Here is a 21,316-nt window from a genome sequence, read left to right as displayed (position 1 = left end):
ATGCACTTAAAAATCAACGTGTTAAATAATCAGGGGTCATTGCTGTGGCAAACGCAAACAAACTCACGCTCTTCATCGTCATTTTTATGCTGATGGGGATCCTCTCCGGCGCGGCTATCCATGCCTACGCGACGCCAACCACCGTTTCCGCCTGGGCGGATAATATTACGCTGCTCACCGATCTGTTTCTGCGGTTGATCAAAATGGTCATCGCGCCGTTGGTGTTCAGCACCCTGACGGTCGGCATTATGCGCCTCGGCGAGACGGCGACCATCGGCCGGGTAGGCGGCAAGGCGATGGTCTGGTTCATCACCTCCTCGGTATTATCCATTCTCGTCGGGCTGGTGATCGTCACCTTCCAGCACCCGGGCGCCGGGTTAAACCTGGCGGTGCCGAAAGAGGCGGTGGATACCGGCCTGGCGGTCAGCGGCATGAGCCTAAAAGGGTTCCTGTCGCACACCATCCCCACCAGCATCACCGAGGCGATGGCCAACAACGAGATCCTGCAGATCGTGGTGTTCTCGATGTTCTTCGGCATCGCCGGCGCGTCGCTGGGGGAGAAGTTTAATGCTCCGCTGGTGGCGGCCCTTAACGTGGTGTCGCACATTATGCTGAAGGTGACGGGCTATGTGATGTACGTTGCGCCGCTGGCCATCTTCGCCGCCATCTCGTCGGTGATTGCCTCCCAGGGGCTGGGGATCCTGCTCAACTATGCTTCGTTCATCGGCGGCTACTACCTGGCGGTGCTGTTGACCAGCGCGGTGCTAATTGCCGTCGGCTATATGGTGCTGAAAAAAGAGGTTTTCCGCCTGCTGAACATGCTGAAAGATCCGGTGCTGGTGGCCTTTACCACCAGCAGCTCGGAAGCGGCTTATCCGAAGACCCTCGAGCGACTGGTGAAGTTTGGCTGTTCGCGCAATATCGTCTCGTTCGTCCTGCCGATTGGCTACTCGTTCAACCTCGTTGGCTCGATGGTCTACTGCTCCTTCGCCGCGATGTTTATCGCCCAGGCCTATAACGTGCCGCTGAGCTTTAGCGAGATTACGGTCATGATGCTGACCCTGATGCTGGCCTCGAAAGGTATCGCCGGGGTGCCGCGTTCGGCGCTGGTGGTGCTGGCGGCGACGATCCCCAGCTTCAATATACCGGTCGCCGGGATCCTGCTGCTGATGGGTATCGACCATTTCCTCGACATGGGGCGCTCCGCCATCAACGTGCTGGGTAATGGCATCGCCACCGCGATGCTGTCGAAAAATGAAGGGTTGCTGACCGACGAGGAAGCGCAGCCGGACTGGGAAGTGGAGAAAGCGGAAGCCTGATCCTGCCGCGCCCTTTCACTGAGGGCGCTATTCCACAAGGAAAAAAGGACCCCTGACAGGCACGTCAGGGGCAATGTGACGAAGTATCAGTTTTCCTCGTGTAGCGTGTTTTTTATTATATAAAGACGGGCGGTAATGTCTTTATACCGAGGAAGCGTCAGAGTTTAACGTTATGTCCGCCAGCGCTGGATATTTTTTAGCATCCTGCGGCTATTTTCGGATTTCCGACAATATAGCCAGGTCAATATCTTATTTTTTTGTGCTGCTGTTTGCCTACCAGCGCTCACGTAAAAGATTCATAAACTGGAAAAATTCATGATTATTATTCAGGCTGTATTTTTCCATGATCTTATTCTTATGATAGGCGGCGGTGCGGGGACTCACACGCTGCAGGGCGGCGATTTTACTCATATCCAGCCCTTCGAGAATACCGTGCACTACGGCGGTCTGCGATCGTGATAACACGCGATGCGGACAGCTGGCGCAGCTGAGTTCCCGGCCTGCGGCGTCGGTAGCCGTGGGGGTCATACAATGCTGGAGCTCGCTTTTAATGATCGTCAGCAATTGCGGAATACTGGCCGTTTTTAGCGAAACAAAAATGACCCCTTTCAGGCAGTTAATCATGAACTCATCTTCCGGCAGCTGGTCATAGCTATGGAGAATAATCAGCGAGCTACCTCTTTTTCTGTTCTTAATCAGGGTATTACACAGGTATATTTCCCCGGGGATCACTTCGCAGATAATGATATCTTCAGCTGACAGATCGGTGTTACGCCAGGAAAAACGCGCCCGCAGATCGCCCCGGGTGAGGTCATTGACCATGGCTACCAGCGATTCACGGACAAAGGCGTTGCGGGTGTTGATGGTGACATTAATGTTTCTCATGGCGTTATTTCCTTACGCAAAACATAACGCCATGCTGTGACAAATCCTCCGGGCGTATGCGGTGTGTTGAAGATATAAAAGCACCTACAATAATTTTTTATTATTTTAAAGTGAATTATTTACGACGCATCGAACGCTTATCGTTAAAAGTAAATTTCTGCCGCCTCCTGTCTTTCAGATAGGAAATAAAACTGTATACAGAGATGCTGAAGAAAAAAATGCATAGCAATAAAACTAACCACGTTTGCATGGCCATCGTTTTTACCCTGATTGTGTTGCATGGTGTCAGAATTTGCCGCGAACGGCTAATACGTTTTGTTATATGCTTTTCTGTCCCGCGAAAATCTTACGCCATCATCCTGATGTGCTAGCACTATAAGAAAGTTCTTAAGGTCATCGTCAGTCTCATTCCTCTCATTTCTCTCAGAAAATGAGAAAAATTAACACTTGCGAGTTTTTTATATCCCGCGCGGCCGCCGACGCGCCCCGTCGTTCAGGAAATAAAGGCCAGTCCCTTACCAAAGATTGCGCGAACGGGCAGGTGGATCCCCTGCTGGCGTGCCTTGTGACGCAGGCGGCTAACCACCACGTCGATCCGGTGCAGGTCAGGCTCGCTTTCATGGGAAAACAGGCAGGCATGGAGATCCAGTTTGCTGCACACTTCGTTGCGATTGCGCATCAGGAGCTCCACCAGGCGATATTCCTGCTGGGTTAACTCCAGCGTCCGGGCGTCGGGTGAAATCAGTTTATCCTCTTGCAGACGCCAGCTGCCGGGGGAGACGGCCGGCGGCGTGCCGATCGCCTCCGCAGGCGGAGCCGCCGGACGGTCCTGGCGCAGGCGCGCGCCGAGGGCGGTGAGGGTCTCGGCAAGATGGGCGAAGTTTACCGGTTTGATCAGATAGGCATCGGCCCCAAGGCTCAGCGCCTGCAGTTTATCCTGCTGCTGACCGCGGGCGCTGACCACCACCAGACCGTAGTGCCCCAGCTCATGCAGATAGTTCAGTACGCTGAAGCCATCCTCGCCGGGCAGGCCGATATCAACCAGCACGATATCCACCGGATGGCTGTGCAGTTGCCGCCAGAAGGCTTCGGCGCTGCGCGTCCCCCACACCTCGAAGCCGCGATAGCCCAGCCAGGCCAGCAATTCATCCAGCAGATCGGCGTTATCTTCAATTATCGCCAGCCGTAAAGCCATACGTCGTTCTCCTCTTAAGCAACCGTGGGGAGGGTGAGAATAAAGGTGCAGCCGTCCGGGCCATGCTCGGCCAGCCACAGTTTGCCATCATGAGCCTGCACTATCTGACGCGCAACATACAGTCCGAGACCGGTGCCGCCTGGCACCGGCGATGTGTGCTCGCCGCGGCGGTAGCGCTCAAAGATCAGTTCCGCCTGTCCGGCGGGGAGTCCCGGGCCGTGGTCGCGAATGCGCAGCTCCGTTTGCCCGGTATCGGAATGAATATCGATGGCGATTTCACCGGGGGGCGAATACTTGACGGCGTTATCCAGCAGATTAGCGATGGCGATGCACAGCAGGCCGGCATCGGCCTGCAGCTGCGGGCTTTCCACCGCGCCGTGCTGGCGGATGTTCAGGTAGTGATCATGGGAGATGGCCACCACCGAGGCGGCCATGTTGATTACCGTCAGCAGGGCGGTCTGCTGGCGCTCGACGTGCAGATCGTGGGAGGCGAGCCGGGCGTCGGCAAGGCAGTTATCGGTGAGCTGCACCAGGCGGGTGGCGGCGCGGCCGATGCGATCGAAGCGCGCCTCCTGGCTGGTCGAGGCCGCCGAGAGGCGAAGATTCTCCAGCGCCGCCTGGATCACCGCCAGCGGGGTGCGGAATTCGTGCGCCACCATGCCCATAAACTGCCGCTGGTGGAAGCTGGCTTCACGCTCAATCTGCAGTTCGCGCGCCAGGCGCTGCTTCTGCTCCAGCTGGCGGTTTTCAGCACGCACCCGCAGGATGGCAATGATCAGCACCGTAATGATATGGACGATCAGCGCGTACTGCCAGAGGGAATAGATCGCCATATGGAACGGGATAATCCCATGGATCGACAACTGCACCAGCACCGCGGCGACGACATAGAACGGCGGCAGCAGACCCAGCAGCAGGGTGGTACGGTCGATAGCTTTTTTGCGCCACAGCCACCAGGAGGTGAACAGCAGCACCGGGGTGATAATGATGAATACTACCCCTTCAATCTGCATCGCGAAGCCGTAAAACCCGAGCGGAATACTGACCTGCAGTACCAGGTTGAGTATCACGGCGGCGATCAGCAGCTGATGAAGTCGCGGCATATTCTTCTTCAGATCAAAAATCTCGCTATGCAGCCAGAGGGCGGTGGCATAGCTGAACAGCGAGAGGCTACTGATCATAAAATCCTGGAAGGGCAGCGCGGCGTGGCCGAAGAACCACTCCGGGAAGCCGTGCAGGGCGGCCACCAGCGGATAATTGAGCGAGAAAAGACAGATGCCCCATAGCAGACGCCGGCGCAGGGCCAGCGCCAGCCAAAGCGCCACACCGCTGGCGACAGCGGCCAGGCCGAAGTAGAAGCTCCAGAAAGCGGTGTCAGCGGTGGCCCGCTGCACAAACGCCTGCGCAGAGGAGAGCGAGGCCAGCAGGATCAGGGTGCTGGTGCTCTGCAGGCGAAAGACCACCTCATAGCCGGCGGCGGTCGGCGGCGGGGGGAGGATCAGCACGCTTTCGCGGTAGTGCAGGTCGCTCTCGCGGGCGCCGTCGCGGTCGCCAAAGGTGCGCTGTGCCCAGGGGGCATCGCTGCCCAGAGGCCGGTAGTAAATAGTCAGATGGTCGACAAAAGAGGGGCCCAGCTGCAGCCAGCGCGGCTCCCCGGCAAACCACGTTCCCGGCAGTTCGCTGCGCAGCCACCAGGTTTTTCGCGAATAACCAAAGGAGGGGATCTGCCGGGTGGTGGCGAGCTGGTCTGTGGGCAGGGCGGCGAAGCGATCGAGGGTCATCTGGCCGCTGGCGTCCGCGTACCACTGGACCGGAATATCAATGCCCACCTGGCGCGTCGCCGCCTGCGCCTGTGGGGCGACCAGCAGCAAGAATAATCCACAGCTGAGCAGCCAGCCTGCCAGGAACTGCGGCCGGCAACGCCGGACCGCCCCGAAGATCGCAGACACCCTTTTCAATCACGCCCCCTTGCGGCAAGCCAACGATACAGACCGCAGACGTCTGGCTACGGTATGGATAATACGCCCCCTGAAATGGGGAAGAGTGGACAGGCCTGTCCGGACGAACAGGCCATTTTGCGTGGGAGACCAGGAATATTCCAGCGTAATCTGCAGCGCCAGGATCAGGACAGACCTGCTGCGCGGCAGCGCCGGGCGAGGCCTAGCGGAAAACCACCTGCGCCCAGCGGGCCAGCCCGGCGGTCACCGAGCCAAAATCATCGCCGCCGGCCAGCGGAATACCCGGCAGCTGAGCGGCCAGCGCCTTTTTGATCAGCGGCGAACGGGCGCTGCCGCCGGTAAGATAGATCACATCCGGGGTGGTCTGGCTGCTGTCGAGCGCGAGCCGCACCTGTTCCATAATGCGGGTCAGGGGCTGATCCAGCGCGGCTTCCAGACCCTGCTGGGCGATGGCGGTGGCCAGATCGTCCTGAATAAACGGCAGCGCGGTTTCGACGCTGGCGGCGCTGGAGAGGGCGATTTTGCTCTCTTCGGCGCTGCGCACCAGACGATAGCTAAGACGCTGGCGCCAGACCTTCAGCAGTAGAGCCACCTTGTCGGCATCCCGGGCGCTGCGCAGCAGATCGTTCAGCAGGCGGCCGTTAGCGGTGCTGTAGAAATCGCTCTGCGCCGGCACGTCGTTGATCGCCACCGCGTTCCACCACGGGAGGATCGGCAGCGCGGTGCCTTTCTCCGTTTCGCCGCCCATGCCGAGAAGGGGCATCAGGCATTTGAAGGCCAGGGCAATGTCGAGATCGTTACCGCCGATGCGGCAGCCGCTGTGGCCGAGCAGGCTCTGCTGTCGGTCGGCGCGCTCCCGCCACTGCGGGCCCATCAGCAGCAGGGAGCAGTCGGTGGTTCCGCCGCCGATATCGACGACCAGCACCCGCTTTTCTTCACTGAGGGTCGCTTCGAAATCGAGCCCGGCGGCCACCGGTTCAAACTGAAAGACCACATCGCGGAAACCGGCGCGGTGGGCGGCCCGCTCAAGGATCCCCTGCGCCTGGGCGTTCGCCTCATCGCCGCCGAGGCCCTGGAAGTTAATCGGCCGGCCAATCACCGCCTGGTCGATCTGCTCGGGCAGCTGGCTTTCGGCCTGCAGTTTAATGTGGAGCATCATGGCGCAGACCAGGTCTTCAAACAGGGCCACCTGCTGCGGCTTCAGCCCGCTGGCGCCGAGGAAGGATTTGGGCGATTTAACGAAGTAGACCTCTTGCGGATCTTCAACATACTGCTGCAGCGAGGCGAGACCGAACTGCACGCTGTTGCGCAGCACCTCGATGTCTTCGTCGCGGTTGGCTGCAATGGCCCGACGCAGCAGCGCCTGGTTTTCGTCGCTGTGGGTGGGGACATCATGATGGCGATAGAGCCACTCGCTGACCGCTTCGCGCGTCGGCGCGCAGAGCATGGAGGGCAACAGGGCGCTGCCGTTTTCCAGCGTTAACAGCTGGGGGGTATTTTCCCGCATCACGGCCACCGAACAGTTGGCGGTGCCGTAGTCAAAACCAATAAACATCGTCTGCAAAATCCCCATGCCGGTGAAGAAGGGGGGCGACTTTAGCGGATCGTCGCCATGCCGACAACCGGAATTTAAAAGCAAGGCGCTGACGGTCAAGGGCGACTATCATTGAAACGCTATATAAAGGAGAGCTTATGGTGCTGTTACCCTGGACCCCGCCCTATGACTGGGCGTGGATGGTTGGTTTTCTGCAGGCGCGCGCGGTTGCCGGCGTCGAGCGTTTTCACGATGGGGGCTACAGCCGCAGCTTTGGCGTGGAAGGCCACCGCGGGCTGATTCATCTGGCGCCGGACGAAGAGGCGCAGGGCCTGCGGGTGACCCTTTCCCCCGGGCTGCAGCCGGTGGCGGAGATCTGCTATGCGCGAATTGGCCAGCTGTTTGATTTAGCCTGCGACCCGCGGCAGGTCGCTCGCACTCTGGGCGACCTGGCGCAGGCGCGGCCGGGGCTGCGCCTGCCGGGGGCGCTGGATGCCTTCGAGCAGGCGGTGCGCGCGGTGCTGGGCCAGCTGGTGAGCGTGGCGATGGCTGCCCGGCTCACCGCCAAAGTGGCGGCTGGCTGGGGCGAACCGCTGGCGGAGTCGCCTGGATATGTCTTGTTCCCGACGCCAGAGGCGCTGTCCCGTGCCGATCCGCAGGCGCTGAAGGCGCTGGGGATGCCGCTGCGACGCGCGGAGGCGCTGATCCACCTCGCCCGGGCGGCGCTCAGCGGCGAGCTGCCCCTGACGGCGCCGGCGGATATTGACGCCGGGCTGCGTCAACTGCAGACCCTGCCCGGGATTGGCCGCTGGACGGCAAACTACTTTGCCCTGCGCGGCTGGCAGGCGAAAGATGTCTTTTTGCCGGATGATTACCTGATTAAACAGCGCTTTCCGGGAATGACCCCGGCCGCCATCGCCCGCTATGCCCGCCGCTGGCAGCCGATGCGATCCTACGCGCTGTTGCATATCTGGTATACCGATGACTGGGCGCCGGCGGCGGAATAGCCGCCCGGGGCGCATACCACTGGTATCGGGACGCTGAAATCCCTATAATTGCCGCGTTTGGCGGTCCGCCGCCACCCTCCATCTCTATCCAGGTTAATCAGGTCGCAAAAATTTATGACTGATATGTCCCATCAGTGCGTCATTGTAGGCATCGCCGGCGCATCGGCTTCTGGCAAAAGTCTTATCGCCAGTACTCTCTATCGCGAATTGCGTGAACAAGTTGGCGACGAACATATTGGCGTCATTCCGGAAGACAGCTATTACAAAGATCAAAGCCATCTGTCGATGGAAGAGCGCGTCAAAACCAACTATGACCACCCGAGCTCAATGGACCACAGTCTGTTGTTCCAGCATTTGCAGATGCTGAAAAGCGGCCAGCCGATTGAACTGCCGGTCTATAGCTACGTCGAGCATACCCGCACGCCGAACACCATTCACGTCGAGCCGAAGAAGGTGATTATCCTTGAAGGGATCCTGCTGCTGACCGATGCGCGCCTGCGTAACGAGCTCAACTTCTCTATTTTCGTCGACACCCCTCTCGATATTTGCCTGATGCGCCGTATTAAGCGCGACGTTAACGAGCGCGGCCGCTCCATGGACTCGGTGATGGCCCAGTATCAGAAAACCGTGCGCCCGATGTTCCTGCAGTTTATTGAACCGTCGAAGCAGTATGCCGACATCATCGTGCCGCGCGGCGGCAAAAACCGCATCGCTATTGATATTCTGAAGGCCAAAATCAGTCAGTTCTTTGAATAACCTGGCCGAATTGTGTAACGTGCAAAGAGTAGCCCTGTTGCCCTCTCCGCCGCGAAGCGTGCGGGAAGCAGCCTTATAAGGAGAAAGCCCATGCGTCTGTGTGACCGAGATATCGAAGCCTGGTTGGATGAAGGGCGACTCGCCATCAATCCGCGTCCGCCCGTTGAGCGTATTAATGGCGCGACGGTTGATGTACGGCTGGGTAATAAATTTCGCACCTTCCGTGGCCACACGGCGCCGTTTATCGATTTAAGCGGCCCGAAGGCCGAGGTCAGCGCCGCGCTGGACCGGGTGATGAGCGAAGAGATCGTCCTGCCGGAAGGGGAGGCCTTTTTCCTGCATCCGGGCGAACTGGCGCTGGCGGTGACCTACGAGTCTGTCACCCTGCCTGCCGACCTCGTAGGCTGGCTGGACGGACGCTCCTCGCTGGCGCGCCTGGGGCTGATGGTGCACGTTACCGCGCACCGTATTGATCCAGGCTGGTCCGGCTGCATCGTGCTTGAGTTCTACAACTCCGGCAAGCTGCCGCTGGCGCTGCGCCCGGGGATGCCCATCGGCGCGCTGAGCTTTGAACCGTTATCGGGCCCGGCGGCCCGGCCGTATAACCGCCGTGAAGACGCCAAATATCGCGACCAGCAGGGCGCGGTGGCGAGCCGAATCGACAAGGATTGATAACGTCAACGGGGTGTTGCTGAGGGTGCCATGAGACGAATACTGACAACGCTGATGATCCTGCTGGCGGTCATTGTCGCCGGGCTTACCTCGTTGGTATTGCTGGTCAATCCCAACGATTTTCGCGCCTATATGGTGCATGAGGTGGCAGAGCGCAGCGGTTATCAGCTTGACCTTGATGGCCCGCTGCGCTGGCACGTCTGGCCGCAGCTCAGCATTCTCAGCGGACGGATGACGCTGACCGCCAGAGGCGCCGAAGAGCCGGTGATCCGCGCCGACAATATGCGCCTCGACGTGGCGCTGCTGCCGCTGCTCTCGCATCAGCTGCAGGTGAAGCAGGTGATGCTCAAGGGCGCGGTGATCCAGCTGACCCCGAAAACCGAGGCGGTTCGCGACAGCTCAGCGCCGGTGGTGCCGCATGACAACACCCTGCCGCTGGCCCAGGAGGATCGCGGATGGTCCTACGATGTGCGTCAGCTGCAGGTGGCCGACAGCGTGCTCTTCTTCCAGCATGAGAACGGCGAGCAGGTGACCGTGCGCGATATCCGTCTGCAGATGGAGCAGGATGAGAATCACCGGGCCACCGTGGATTTCTCCGGCCGGGTGAACCGCGACCAGCGCGACCTGGCGCTGAACTTCTCCGCCACCGTGCAGGGCGGCGATTATCCGCACTCCTTAAAAGCCGACTTTACCCAGCTTAGCTGGCAGCTGCGCGGCGCTGAGCTCCCACCGGACGGCATTAATGGTCAGGGGAGTCTGCAGGCCAGCTGGCAGGAAGATGACAAGACCCTGCGTTTTGACAACCTGAATCTGATGGCTAACCGCAGCACCGTTACCGGCAGCGGCAGCGTGGTGCTGGGGGATCGCCCGGACTGGTCGCTGGATTTGCACGCCACCACTCTCGATCTCGATAGTCTGCTGGCGCAAAGGTCGCCGGCGACGGACAGTAGTGCCAGTCAGCAGGGCCAGAGTCAGACGCGACCGCTGCGCCCGGTGATCGCCGACAGCGATGAGCGCGAAGATTACCAGAGCCTGCGCGGCTTCAACGGCCGAATGGCCCTGAGCGCCGACCAGCTGCAGTGGCGCGGTCTGAACTTCACCCAGGTGCAGAGCGAAATCAGCAACCAGCAGGGGCTGCTGACGGTCAGCAAAATGCAGGGCAATCTTGACGGCGGGCAGCTCTCTCTCCCTGGCACCTTGGATGCCCGCGGCGACACGCCGCTGGCGACGTTCCAGCCGGCGCTGCAGAATGTGGAGATCGGTTCGCTGATCAAAGCCTTTAACTATTCCTTAAACCTGACCGGCAAGCTGTCGCTGAGCGGCGAATTTTCCGGAACGCGCATTGACGCCGATGATTTCCGTCGCCACTGGCAGGGACAGGCTCAGCTCCAGATGGCCGATACCCGCACCGAAGGGCTGAACTTCCAGCAGCTGGTGCAGCAGGCCGTGGAGCGCAGCACCAACGTGCGGGCGCAGGAAAATTACGACAATGCCACCCGCCTGGATTCCGTGAGCAGCCGGCTGACGCTGGATAACGGGCTGGTGACGCTGAACCGCCTGCAGGGGCAGTCCGACGTGATGGCGATGACCGGCGAAGGACAGCTCGATCTGCAGAAAGAGAACTGCGATATGCGCTTCAACGTGCGCGTGCTCGGCGGCTGGAAAGGGGAGGGCAAGCTTATCGACCGCCTGAAACAGACCGCTATCCCGCTGCGCATTTACGGCGAGTGGCAGTCGCTGAGCTACAGTCTGCAGGTCGACCAGATCCTGCGCAAACAGCTGCAGGATGAAGCGAAGCAGCGCCTCAACGACTGGGTTGAGCGTAATAAAGGCAGCAAAGACGGCAACGATGCCAAAAAGCTGCTCGATAAGTTGTAATTCCTACCGCCGCGGCCCGGAAGTTTCCGGGCTGCGTGCTTATCGTCAACGTCTGATTTCACGATGATGCCGGGTGGCGGCTGCGTCTGACCCGGCCTGGGATGTGCGCAATATCATCCGTTTGCGTCGCCACTTAATGTAGGCCTGATAAGCGCAGCGCCATCAGGCAGTGTGGCAGCTACGCCTGGCCCGGTCTGGATTATACGGTGGGCGTCATACCCCGATTAGTTCGCCATCCCGTAGGCCTGATAAGCGCAGCGCCATCAGGCATTAAACAGGATACCTGGCTATCAATTTTACGGCCCGGGATACCCCGGGCCGTTTTATGCCTGACGATTACACCTCATAATCCAGCTCATCCTGCTTTACCGGCGGGACGATCTGCACCTTCTGCACCCGATGGCTGTCGACCTGCAGCGTGCGCAGGGTATAACCGTCAATCTCAATGGTCTCCCCCACCTGCGGCACATGCTGCAAATACTCCATCAACAGACCGGCAACGGTGTGATACTCACGTTTATCATCCAGCGGCAGCGGAACGTACTGCACCAGGTCCTCCAGCGGCATATGACCATTGACCGTCCACGAACCGTCCTGATGATGCTGAATATCGTGCCGGGCATCGATCTCCTCCACCTCATTGGGCAGATTGCCGGCGATGGTCTCCATCACGTCGCTGAGGGTCACAATCCCCTCGACGGAGCCAAACTCATCGACCACAAAGGCAAAATGGGTGCGGGCCTGGCGGAACTGCTCGAGCGCCGAGAGGAGCGGCAGCCCCTCCGGGAAGACCAGCGGTTGACGCACCAGCGCCTGCAGATCCAGCGGCTCCTGACGCAGGGACTGCTGGAGCAGGTCAATAACATGCACCACCCCCAGCAGATCTTCATTATCCTTCCCGCCGGTGACCACCAGCCGGGTATGCTGATTTTTCTCCACCAGGCTGCGGATCTCTTCCTCCGGCGCGCTAAGGTTGATGCGCTCGATATCATGGCGCGACGTCATAATACTGCTGACGCTGCGCTGATTAAGGTTCAGCACCCGCTCAATCATCAGTCTTTCCTGCGGATTAAACAGTGGATGTTGATCCTGATCGGCGACCAGCGACGCCGTGTCAGCATCCAGTTCAGCTTTTTCTTTCTGCCCGCTCAGCAGATTCATCACCGCCTCGGTAGTGCGCTGACGCAGCGTCATATTGGCGGAGAGGAAGCGACGGCGGTTAAACTGCGCCAGCTGATTAAGCGCTTCAATCATGACCGAGAAGCCAATGGCCGCATATAAATAGCCTTTCGGAATGATAAAGCTGAAGCCTTCAGCAATCAGGCTGAAGCCGATCATCAGCAGGAAGCTTAGACAGAGGATCACGATGGTCGGGTGGCTGTTAACGAAGCGCGTCAGCGCCTTGCTGGCCATCAGCATCAGGCTGATGGCGATAACCACCGCGGCCATCATCACCGCCAGGTGATCGACCATGCCGACGGCGGTGATCACCGAGTCAAGCGAGAAGATGGCGTCGAGCACCACGATCTGCGCCACGACGGCCCAGAATTTCGCCCCTTTGCGCTGGGTGGGGTTATCGCTGTCTTTCCCCTCCAGCCGCTCATTAAGCTCGACGGTCGCTTTAAACAGCAGAAACAGGCCGCCAAACAGCATAATTAAATCGCGAGCGCTAAAGCTGAAGTCGTGAAAAACAATCAGCGGTTTGGTCAGGGTGACCAGCCAGGAGATAGAGGCCAGCAGCAGAAGACGCATGACCATCGCCAGCATCAGGCCAGTGATCCGCGCGCGGTCGCGCTGGGCGGGAGGGAGCTTCTCGGCGAGGATAGCGATAAAGACCAGGTTATCGATACCCAACACCAGTTCGATAACCACCAGCGTGACGAGACCTGCCCAGATTGACGGATCGGCAATCCATTCCATATGTATTAAAACCTGTACGACTGCGGTATGTGTTACCACGATCATGGATAAGATGAGTCTAAAATGCAATAACGACGCGGATATCGCCCTGCCGTGGGTGGATATATTTCCAGCGGATTAAGCGAACCGATAAGAATTATGTTCCGGAAAAGAACAGTGAAAAAATAATACCATGGCGGCGACCATGGAATAAGCTTGCCGATATCAGAACTTTTTCCGCTGCGTTTCAGCGAGGGCGGCAAAAGGGCTTTCTCCCGAGGTTCGTCACGGCGAGCGCGGATGCGCAGAGCAGAAGCGAAGCGCGAAGCCCGAAGCCCGCTCACAAAACCGGCATAATTCATATTATGAAGTGAGTGCAGAATAGGGCGGATCGCAGTTCACCGTCGCGGATTCAGGCTAATATGTCGTCATATCCGGCTGTTTATGCTGAAATATATTGCCTGGCGAAATTTATTATCTCTATCTATTCTTTCCAGGCATACGCGCGGCGCGGCGGGGCCGGCGGCCAACAGACCCCGATAGACGGGCCTCTCAGCCACATCGCGCGGCGCAAAGGAACGAGCCGCTGAATAACCTGAACGAAAATAAGATTATTCTCACTTCTGACTGTTGGTAAAAGGGAGTTGTGTGTATTCTTTTACGTGACAGTGAATTTAAGAATTTGGCGGGCAGATGCCCGGGCAGTATCCGTGTATTATCAGTTCCAATGGATTTGTGACATGTACAATTTTGCAAAACCGCGTGTTTTGCAACCAAACAGGTGAAGATGAATATGGCGAATTTGAAAGCGGTTATTCCGGTCGCAGGACTAGGCATGCATATGCTGCCGGCCACAAAGGCAATTCCAAAGGAGATGCTGCCGATCGTTGATAAGCCAATGATTCAGTACATCGTTGACGAAATCGTCGCCGCCGGGATCAAAGAGATTGTTCTGGTGACGCACTCCTCGAAGAACGCGGTGGAAAACCACTTCGATACCTCCTACGAGCTGGAAGCCCTGCTGGAACAGCGCGTGAAGCGCCAGTTGCTGGCGGAAGTGCAGGCCATTTGCCCGCCGGGCGTGACCATCATGAACGTGCGTCAGGCGCAGCCGCTGGGCCTGGGCCACTCCATCCTCTGCGCCCGCCCGGTAGTCGGCGACAACCCGTTTGTGGTGGTCCTGCCGGATATCATCCTTGACGGCGGCACCGCTGACCCGCTGCGCTATAACCTCGCCGCTATGATCGCCCGCTTTAACGAGACCGGCCGCAGCCAGGTGCTGGCGAAACGCATGCCGGGCGATCTCTCCGAATACTCCGTCATCCAGACCAAAGAGCCGATGGTGGCTGAAGGCCAGGTGGCGCGTATCGTCGAGTTTATTGAAAAACCGGACGAGCCGCAGACCCTGGACTCCGATCTGATGGCGGTGGGGCGCTACGTGCTGTCGGCGGATATCTGGGCCGAACTGGAACGTACCGAGCCGGGCGCATGGGGCCGTATCCAGCTGACCGACGCCATTGCCGAACTGGCGAAGAAGCAGTCCGTCGACGCGATGCTGATGACCGGCGAAAGCTACGACTGCGGGAAGAAAATGGGCTACATGCAGGCCTTCGTCACCTACGGCATGCGTAACCTGAAAGAAGGCACCAAATTCCGCGAAAGTATTAAAAAAATGCTGGCCTGATTGCTAGCGTAGTACGGGGGGCAGGGCGTGAACATTCGTCCTGCCGCTCATAACGTTATGCAGAAATTATTCATAACGCGAATGTTATAACGATTGTAAAGAAACGTATGGCTTCGGAGACTTCTGGTAGTTTGTCTCTGGCCTCTGTGGTGCAATGGTCGGAGTAGCGGCAATAATGCTTTATGAATAGTCACTTAGTGCGACAATTCCTAAAGCGCAGGGAAAGCGGTCAACGTCAGCCAAAAATAAAACTTGACTGCGATCATGTTTCCGCTTTAAACATCTCACTTGCATGCATAAAAATGTGAAATGAATTGGCATGCGAGCTGGTACAGACATTACGGATAATCCCTGAGCACGGCAGTGGACATCATCGAAGGATCACAGGTATATGAACTGGCAACTCATCTCATTTTTTGGCGATAGCACTGTTTTGCTGCCCAGCGCAGCGGCGCTGTTTATTGTCCTGATGCTGCGTAAAACGTCGCGGTTGCTGGCGTGGCAATGGAGTTTGCTGTTCGGCATCACCGGCGCTATCGTCTGCGCCTCCAAACTGGCCTTTATGGGCTGGGGTCTGGGTATTCGCGAGCTGGATTACACCGGCTTCAGCGGCCACTCCGCGCTCTCCGCGGCCTTCTGGCCTATCTTCCTGTGGCTGCTCAGCGCCCGTATCTCCGTCGGTCTGCGTAAAGTGGCCGTTATTACCGGCTATGTTCTGGCCGCCGTGGTGGGCTATTCGCGGCTGGTCATCCATGCGCATTCCGTCTCGGAAGTGATTGCCGGCCTGCTGCTGGGCGCTGTTGGCAGCGCTTTGTTCCTGGTGTTGCAAAAACGTACCTCTGATCCGGAAAGCGTGAATATCTCATGGGGCGGTGTCGCATGCCTGGTGATGGTTCCACTTATCCTTTTACATAGCGGTAGCAAAGCGCCGACTCAGTCCCTGCTGGGACAAATCGCCACCGCGGTGGGGCCGCTGGATAAACCCTTTACGCGTACCGATCTGCACAAGCAGGCCTGGTAATCGCCATTTGTTTTACAGGGGAAATTAAGTTTTCGCCGGTTAATTAAACAAATAAGAAAATAATCTACTATATATCCGGTAATTGATAATTCATATTTATGAAATAATGAAGTGCTACTACATTGTTATTGAATATTTGCCTGGATATAGCTTTGATCAGACGTTTCTTAAATGCGCTGAGACGTTACCTGATGCACATTCAATGAATATCCAGACACAGGAAACTATTAGAAATTGTAGTTGACTATAACGCCATCATCTGATTTTTGCATGATGATGAGCTATGGAAAAAGACGCTTTTTTACAGTCAGTTAGCTGCAAGTGTGATGTTGTAGCAGTACCGGGAAGATTTCTAACCCTGGAAATCAGTGAATAATCTTAATTGGTGACCCGCTTATTTTTTGTCAGTAGAACGACAGGTGGCATTAATTGGCAGATATTCGGTAACAACACTCCCAATTGTGACCGAAATCCCGTAAACTTAACGCCGCCAAAAATAATGGCCTGACCAATTATTCATTCACAGGTCGATAAAAATTAAGTCGTTCAGGTAGTCAGTGCACTGGTAGCTGTTAAGCCAGGGGCGGTAGCGTCGCTGAAGCCGCTTGCTGTTGCACAGAGGTTCTCTTCAACGGCTGAAAAATCGTCCCGGTCAGGATGATCGCCCTCACTAGATATCTATCAGTTTTCTACGGATATCCTCAGAAGTTGGCCAGGAGCGGCTGCTGATATCGCCTGGATATTAACTTTCCTGTCTCATCGATAGCCTGTAGGGTAAAATTCGCCTACATTGTGAGCTGAGTGGATGTTATAAGGCTAACAAGCAGCTTAGGGTAAATGTACTTGCCTCGCCGGTGTTGCACAGCGAAGTCAGCTGGTGCCGCGAGCGCTTTCTATCTTGGTATTCCCCTCATTCTCATTGAGATACGACAGCGGGGCTGAAAATGGATCTTGTACAATGATAAAAATTGCGCGCATTGCCGTGACGTTGGGTTTGCTTTCCTCCCTGGGAGCCCAGGCTTACGCAGCCGGGTTAGTGGTAAATGACAACGACTTGCGTAACGACCTGGCCTGGCTTTCCGATCGCGGGGTCATCCATCTGAGCCTGTCGACCTGGCCGCTCAGCCAGGAAGAGATTGCCCGGGCGCTGAAAAAGGCCAAACCGTCCTATTCTTCTGAGCAGGTAGTTCTGGCCCGTATCAACCAGAGACTGTCTGCCTTAAAAGCGGATTTCCGGGTCACCGGCTACACTTCAACAGATCAGCCGGGCACTCCGCAGGGGTTTGGCCAGACGCAGCCGGCGGATAGCTCGTTAGGCCTGGCGTTCAACAACAGCGGCGAGTGGTGGGACGTCCACCTTCAGGGCAATGTTGAAGGGGGAGAGCGGATCAGCAACGGATCGCGCTTCAACGCCAACGGCGCCTATGGCGCGGTGAAGTTCTGGAACCAGTGGCTCTCCTTTGGCCAGATACCACAGTGGTGGGGGCCTGGCTATGAAGGTAGCCTGATCCGCGGGGATGCGATGCGGCCGATGACCGGTTTCCTGATGCAGCGCGCAGAGCAGGCAGCGCCAGAGACCTGGTGGTTGCGCTGGGTCGGCCCATGGCAGTACCAGATCTCCGCCAGCCAGATGAATCAATATACCGCGGTACCCCATGCCAAAATTATCGGCGGTCGTTTTACCTTTTCACCATTCCAGTCTTTAGAATTAGGCGCGTCACGCATTATGCAGTGGGGTGGGGAAGGGCGGCCTGAGTCATTTAGCAGCTTCTGGGATGGCTTCACTGGCCATGATAATACCGGGACGGATAACGAACCGGGTAACCAGCTGGCCGGATTTGACTTTAAATTCAAACTCGAGCCGACTCTAGGGTGGCCGGTGAGTTTCTATGGGCAAATGGTCGGCGAGGATGAGTCTGGCTACCTGCCTTCCGCGAATATGTTCCTTGGTGGAGTGGAAGGGCACCACGGTTGGGGTAAAGATGCGGTTAACTGGTATGTGGAAGCGCATGACACGCGTACCAACATGAGCCGAACCAATTACAGCTATACCCACCACATCTATAAAGATGGTTATTACCAACAAGGGTATCCACTGGGGGATGCGATGGGTGGGGATGGTCAACTCATTGCCGGGAAGGTTGAGCTGATTACCGAAGATAACCAGCGTTGGAGTACACGCCTCGTTTACGCCAAAGTTAACCCTGAGAACCAGTCGATCAATAAAGCATTCCCCCATGCCGATACTTTGAAAGGTGTACAGCTAGGCTGGAGCGGCGATGTGTATCAGTCTGTTCGTCTGAATACCTCTTTGTGGTACACAAACGCGAACAACAGCGACAGCGATGACGTTGGGGCGAGCGCAGGGATAGAGATACCGTTTAGTTTATAAGGCTGAATGCTGAAAATAGAGGAGAGAGGGTGGTAGTGCTGCAGGAGGCAGTCAGTTTTTATCTCTCCACAAGCCGGCAGGTAAGCAACGGCGATGACAGCTGCTCAGGAATTGGCAAATTTTGATTTACTGATGATGTGACATTATGAAGAAAAAACTTGTTAGATTTTCGGCATTAGCGTTAGCGATTGGGTTTTTATCGGGTTGTACAATCATCCCTGGTCAGGGATTAAACAGTCTGCGCAAGAACGTGGTTGAGCTTCCAGACAGCGACTACGATCTGGATAAGTTAGTGAACGTGTATCCAATGACCCCAGGACTGATCGATCAGCTTCGTCCGGAGACTGTACTCGCTCGTCCAAACCCGCAGCTTGATAATTTACTGCGCAATTATGAATACCGCATTGGGGTTGGTGACGTACTGATGGTTACCGTATGGGACCACCCTGAACTAACTACTCCTGCAGGCCAATACCGCAGCGCCAGCGACACCGGTAACTGGGTTAACTCCGATGGTACCATTTTTTATCCTTATATTGGTAAGGTGCAGGTAGCGGGAAAAACTCTCGCTCAGGTACGACAGGATATAGCGAGCCGTTTAACCACCTATATTGAAAGCCCACAGGTTGATGTTAGTGTTGCTGCTTTTCGTTCGCAAAAAGCCTATGTGACAGGTGAGGTTACTAAATCAGGGCAGCAGCCAATTACCAATATTCCATTAACGGTGATGGATGCCATTAACGCGGCCGGCGGGCTTGCACCAGATGCGGACTGGCGGAATGTTGTATTAACACATAACGGGAAAGACACAAAAGTCTCATTGTATGCATTAATGCAGAAAGGCGATTTGACACAAAATCATCTGTTATATCCAGGTGATATTCTCTTTGTGCCGCGTAATGACGATCTAAAAGTATTTGTCATGGGCGAAGTAGGTAAGCAAAGCACAATGAAGATGGATAGAAGTGGCATGACATTGGCGGAAGCTCTGGGTAACGCTGAGGGGATGTCACAAACTTTCAGTGATGCTACTGGGGTGTTTGTCATTCGTCAGATTAAAAATGATAGTCAGGGTAAAATTGCGAATATCTATCAGCTTAATGCTCAGGATGCTTCGGCCATGGTGTTAGGTACAGAGTTCCAGTTACAGCCGTATGATATTGTTTATGTCACTACAGCTCCATTGGTTCGTTGGAATAGAGTTATATCTCAACTTGTGCCAACTATTACGGGAGTTCATGATATGACAGAAACAGGTAAATTCATTCGGACTTGGTGATAGAAATGTTTGATTCAATTCTTGTGGTTTGCACAGGTAATATATGCCGCTCTCCGATTGGAGAGCGATATTTACGAAACTTATTACCTGATAAAAAAATCGATTCAGCAGGGACTGGAGCACTTATTGAGCATGCGGCTGATAATAGTGCGATTAAGGTTGCTCAGCTCCATGGGCTTTCTTTGGAGGGGCACCTCTCCAGGCAGTTTACATCCTCTCTTGGGCGTCAATACGATTTGATATTAGCAATGGAAAAATCCCATATTGAGCAGATCGGGCATATAGCACCAGAAGCCAGGGGGAAAACGATGCTATTTGGTCACTGGTTGGAGCAACGCGATATACCTGACCCTTATCGCAAAAGTGACGAAGCCTTCTTATCAGTTTATAAACTTATTGAGCAGGCCGGTAGACTTTGGGCTCAGAAATTAGGTGCATAATTCAGGAAAAATCGCATGTCATCAGTTACAAACAAAGCTACATCTAAAGATGCGGATGAAATTGATTTAGGTCGCCTTATTGGTGAGTTTATAGATCATCGCAAGCTTATTATTTCTGTTACTTCTCTATTCACATTAGTCGCATTAATTTATGCTATTTTTGCCACGCCTATATATCAAGCTGATGCTCTAATTCAGGTTGAACAGAAACAAGCGAATGCCATACTTAGCAATCTTAGCCAGATGCTTCCGGATAGCCAACCTCAATCGGCCCCAGAAATTGCGTTGATTCGTTCCCGGATGATTTTAGGAAAAACAGTTGATGATCTTAACCTGCAGGCGAGGGTAAAACAAAAATACTTCCCACTATTAGGGCGTGGTTTTGCACGCTTATCGGGAGATAAACCTGGTAGTCTATCTATTTCTCGGTTGTATATACCGGAAAATGATAATGATACTCCTGAGATCATACTAACTGTTAAAGAGAGAAATAGTTTTTCTATCTCCGTAGGTGACTTTATTATCAATGGTAAAGTTGGAGAGCTACTTGATGAGCGGGGAATTTCGCTCAAAGTTGATGAAATCAGCGCAAAACCAGGGACTGAGTTTTCAATTGTCTATGTTAGTCGATTGAAGGCTATAACAGATCTTCAGGACGATATAGCCGTAGCTGATCAGGGAAAAGATACTGGGATGCTAACACTCTCCTTGACCGGCGATAATCCAGTATTAATTGAACGTATTCTTAATAGCATCAGTGAAAACTATTTAGCTCAGAATATTGCGCGGCAAGCCGCACAAGATGCGAAAAGTCTGGAGTTTTTGAGTAAGCAACTGCCCGAGGTTCGCAGTGATTTGGATCAGGCCGAAGATAAATTAAACCAATATCGGAGAAAGAGTGATTCCGTTGATTTATCTCTTGAGGCAAAAGCCGTTCTTGATCAAATAGTTAATGTCGATAATCAGCTTAACGAATTAACTTTCCGTGAGTCAGAGATATCCCAGCTCTATACCAAGGAACATCCGACGTATAAAGCATTGATGGAAAAAAGAAAGACACTACAAGATGAAAAATCTAAGCTTAATAAGCGTGTGTCTGCTATGCCTGAAACGCAGCAGGAAATATTGCGTTTAAGCCGTGATGTAGAGTCCGGTCGAGCTGTGTATATGCAGTTATTAAATCGGCAGCAAGAGTTAAATATAGCAAAATCCAGCGCTATTGGTAATGTACGCATTATTGATAATGCCGTAACTCAACCCAAGCCAATTAAGCCCAAGAAAATACTTATTGTTCTGATTGGGATTATATTAGGTGTTATGACCTCCGCTGGTGTTGTATTGCTTAGAGTTATTTTACGTCGAGGAATGGCTTTGTTGAATAAATCAGATTTCGGGTA

General features: G+C 55.3%; 16 protein-coding genes and 2 pseudogenes. 11 read left to right on the top strand and 7 right to left on the bottom strand.

Features of this window, described 5'->3' with window-relative positions; translation table 11 throughout:
* Positions 1 to 44: 44 nt before the first annotated feature.
* A complete protein-coding gene (locus HMPREF3140_RS04845) occupies positions 45 to 1,319 on the top strand; it encodes a dicarboxylate/amino acid:cation symporter (RefSeq protein WP_004149053.1) in 1,275 nt (424 codons plus the stop codon).
* Between the two features lie 273 nt (positions 1,320 to 1,592).
* On the opposite strand, the gene HMPREF3140_RS04840 is transcribed toward HMPREF3140_RS04845, so the two are convergent.
* The 5 genes from HMPREF3140_RS04840 to yegD form a co-directional block, all read right to left on the bottom strand.
* Positions 1,593 to 2,204 carry a helix-turn-helix transcriptional regulator gene (locus tag HMPREF3140_RS04840; protein ID WP_009483956.1) on the bottom strand — a complete coding sequence of 204 codons (612 nt, stop codon included), beginning with the start codon at positions 2,202 to 2,204 and terminating at the stop codon, positions 1,593 to 1,595.
* A gap of 115 nt (positions 2,205 to 2,319) precedes the next feature.
* Entirely contained in the window at positions 2,320 to 2,460 is a 141-nt protein-coding gene (locus HMPREF3140_RS28140; protein ID WP_004146563.1) for a small membrane protein, read from the bottom strand.
* 237 nt (positions 2,461 to 2,697) lie between these two features.
* Positions 2,698 to 3,399 (bottom strand): response regulator transcription factor, encoded by a 702-nt coding sequence (locus tag HMPREF3140_RS04830; RefSeq protein ID WP_004151141.1) that lies wholly within the window; start codon positions 3,397 to 3,399, stop codon positions 2,698 to 2,700.
* Between the two features lie 14 nt (positions 3,400 to 3,413).
* Positions 3,414 to 5,270, bottom strand: coding sequence for a sensor histidine kinase (locus tag HMPREF3140_RS04825; protein WP_060614329.1), 1,857 nt, complete (start codon positions 5,268 to 5,270; stop codon positions 3,414 to 3,416).
* 289 nt (positions 5,271 to 5,559) lie between these two features.
* A complete protein-coding gene (gene yegD / locus HMPREF3140_RS04820; protein WP_023284036.1) occupies positions 5,560 to 6,912 on the bottom strand; it encodes a molecular chaperone in 1,353 nt (450 codons plus the stop codon).
* Between the two features lie 137 nt (positions 6,913 to 7,049).
* Between yegD and alkA the strand changes: the two genes are divergently transcribed.
* The 4 genes from alkA (at position 7,050) to asmA (ending at position 11,204) form a co-directional block, all read left to right on the top strand.
* On the top strand, positions 7,050 to 7,898 hold the full coding sequence (alkA, locus tag HMPREF3140_RS04815) for a DNA-3-methyladenine glycosylase 2 (protein ID WP_032411942.1): 849 nt from the start codon (positions 7,050 to 7,052) through the stop codon (positions 7,896 to 7,898).
* 114 nt (positions 7,899 to 8,012) lie between these two features.
* The gene (gene udk / locus HMPREF3140_RS04810) at positions 8,013 to 8,654 is read left to right on the top strand and encodes a uridine kinase (RefSeq protein ID WP_002912442.1); all 642 of its coding nucleotides are present in this window, start codon (positions 8,013 to 8,015) and stop codon (positions 8,652 to 8,654) included.
* Positions 8,655 to 8,744: 90 nt separating this feature from the next.
* Entirely contained in the window at positions 8,745 to 9,326 is a 582-nt protein-coding gene (gene dcd, locus HMPREF3140_RS04805) for a dCTP deaminase (protein WP_004151145.1), read from the top strand.
* A gap of 30 nt (positions 9,327 to 9,356) precedes the next feature.
* The gene (gene asmA, locus HMPREF3140_RS04800; RefSeq protein WP_032411941.1) at positions 9,357 to 11,204 is read left to right on the top strand and encodes an outer membrane assembly protein AsmA; all 1,848 of its coding nucleotides are present in this window, start codon (positions 9,357 to 9,359) and stop codon (positions 11,202 to 11,204) included.
* A 336-nt stretch (positions 11,205 to 11,540) separates the two neighbouring features.
* Here the strand turns inward: asmA and HMPREF3140_RS04795 are convergent, their stop codons facing one another.
* Positions 11,541 to 13,124 (bottom strand): TerC family protein, encoded by a 1,584-nt coding sequence (locus HMPREF3140_RS04795; RefSeq protein ID WP_004151147.1) that lies wholly within the window; start codon positions 13,122 to 13,124, stop codon positions 11,541 to 11,543.
* 766 nt (positions 13,125 to 13,890) lie between these two features.
* On the opposite strand from HMPREF3140_RS04795, the pseudogene galF reads away from it, so the two are divergent.
* Positions 13,891 to 14,863, top strand: a pseudogene (gene galF, locus HMPREF3140_RS04790) (GalU regulator GalF).
* A 315-nt stretch (positions 14,864 to 15,178) separates the two neighbouring features.
* Complete coding sequence (locus tag HMPREF3140_RS04785) at positions 15,179 to 15,808, top strand: phosphatase PAP2 family protein (protein ID WP_070552863.1); 630 nt, start codon at positions 15,179 to 15,181, stop codon at positions 15,806 to 15,808.
* Between the two features lie 546 nt (positions 15,809 to 16,354).
* Here HMPREF3140_RS04785 and HMPREF3140_RS28615 read toward each other — a convergent pair.
* Positions 16,355 to 16,450, bottom strand: a pseudogene (locus HMPREF3140_RS28615) (hypothetical protein); the annotation flags it as partial.
* A 316-nt stretch (positions 16,451 to 16,766) separates the two neighbouring features.
* Between HMPREF3140_RS28615 and HMPREF3140_RS04775 the strand changes: the two are divergent.
* The 4 genes from HMPREF3140_RS04775 to HMPREF3140_RS04760 all read left to right on the top strand — a co-directional run.
* Positions 16,767 to 18,200, top strand: a complete 1,434-nt coding sequence (locus HMPREF3140_RS04775) for a capsule assembly Wzi family protein (RefSeq protein WP_015958714.1) — start codon at positions 16,767 to 16,769, stop codon at positions 18,198 to 18,200.
* A gap of 145 nt (positions 18,201 to 18,345) precedes the next feature.
* Positions 18,346 to 19,479 carry a polysaccharide export protein gene (locus HMPREF3140_RS04770; RefSeq protein ID WP_032411939.1) on the top strand — a complete coding sequence of 378 codons (1,134 nt, stop codon included), beginning with the start codon at positions 18,346 to 18,348 and terminating at the stop codon, positions 19,477 to 19,479.
* A gap of 5 nt (positions 19,480 to 19,484) precedes the next feature.
* Entirely contained in the window at positions 19,485 to 19,919 is a 435-nt protein-coding gene (locus tag HMPREF3140_RS04765; protein WP_031592319.1) for an arsenate reductase/protein-tyrosine-phosphatase family protein, read from the top strand.
* Between the two features lie 15 nt (positions 19,920 to 19,934).
* A partial coding sequence (locus HMPREF3140_RS04760; RefSeq protein ID WP_267283805.1) for a GNVR domain-containing protein occupies positions 19,935 to 21,316 on the top strand: 1,382 nt, incomplete at its 3' end.

It is taken from the genome of Klebsiella sp. HMSC16A12, from assembly GCF_001808265.1.
Lineage (GTDB): Bacteria > Pseudomonadota > Gammaproteobacteria > Enterobacterales > Enterobacteriaceae > Klebsiella > Klebsiella pneumoniae.
Note: the sequence above shows the minus strand (reverse complement) of the source record. Positions and strands in the feature narration are given on the sequence as shown.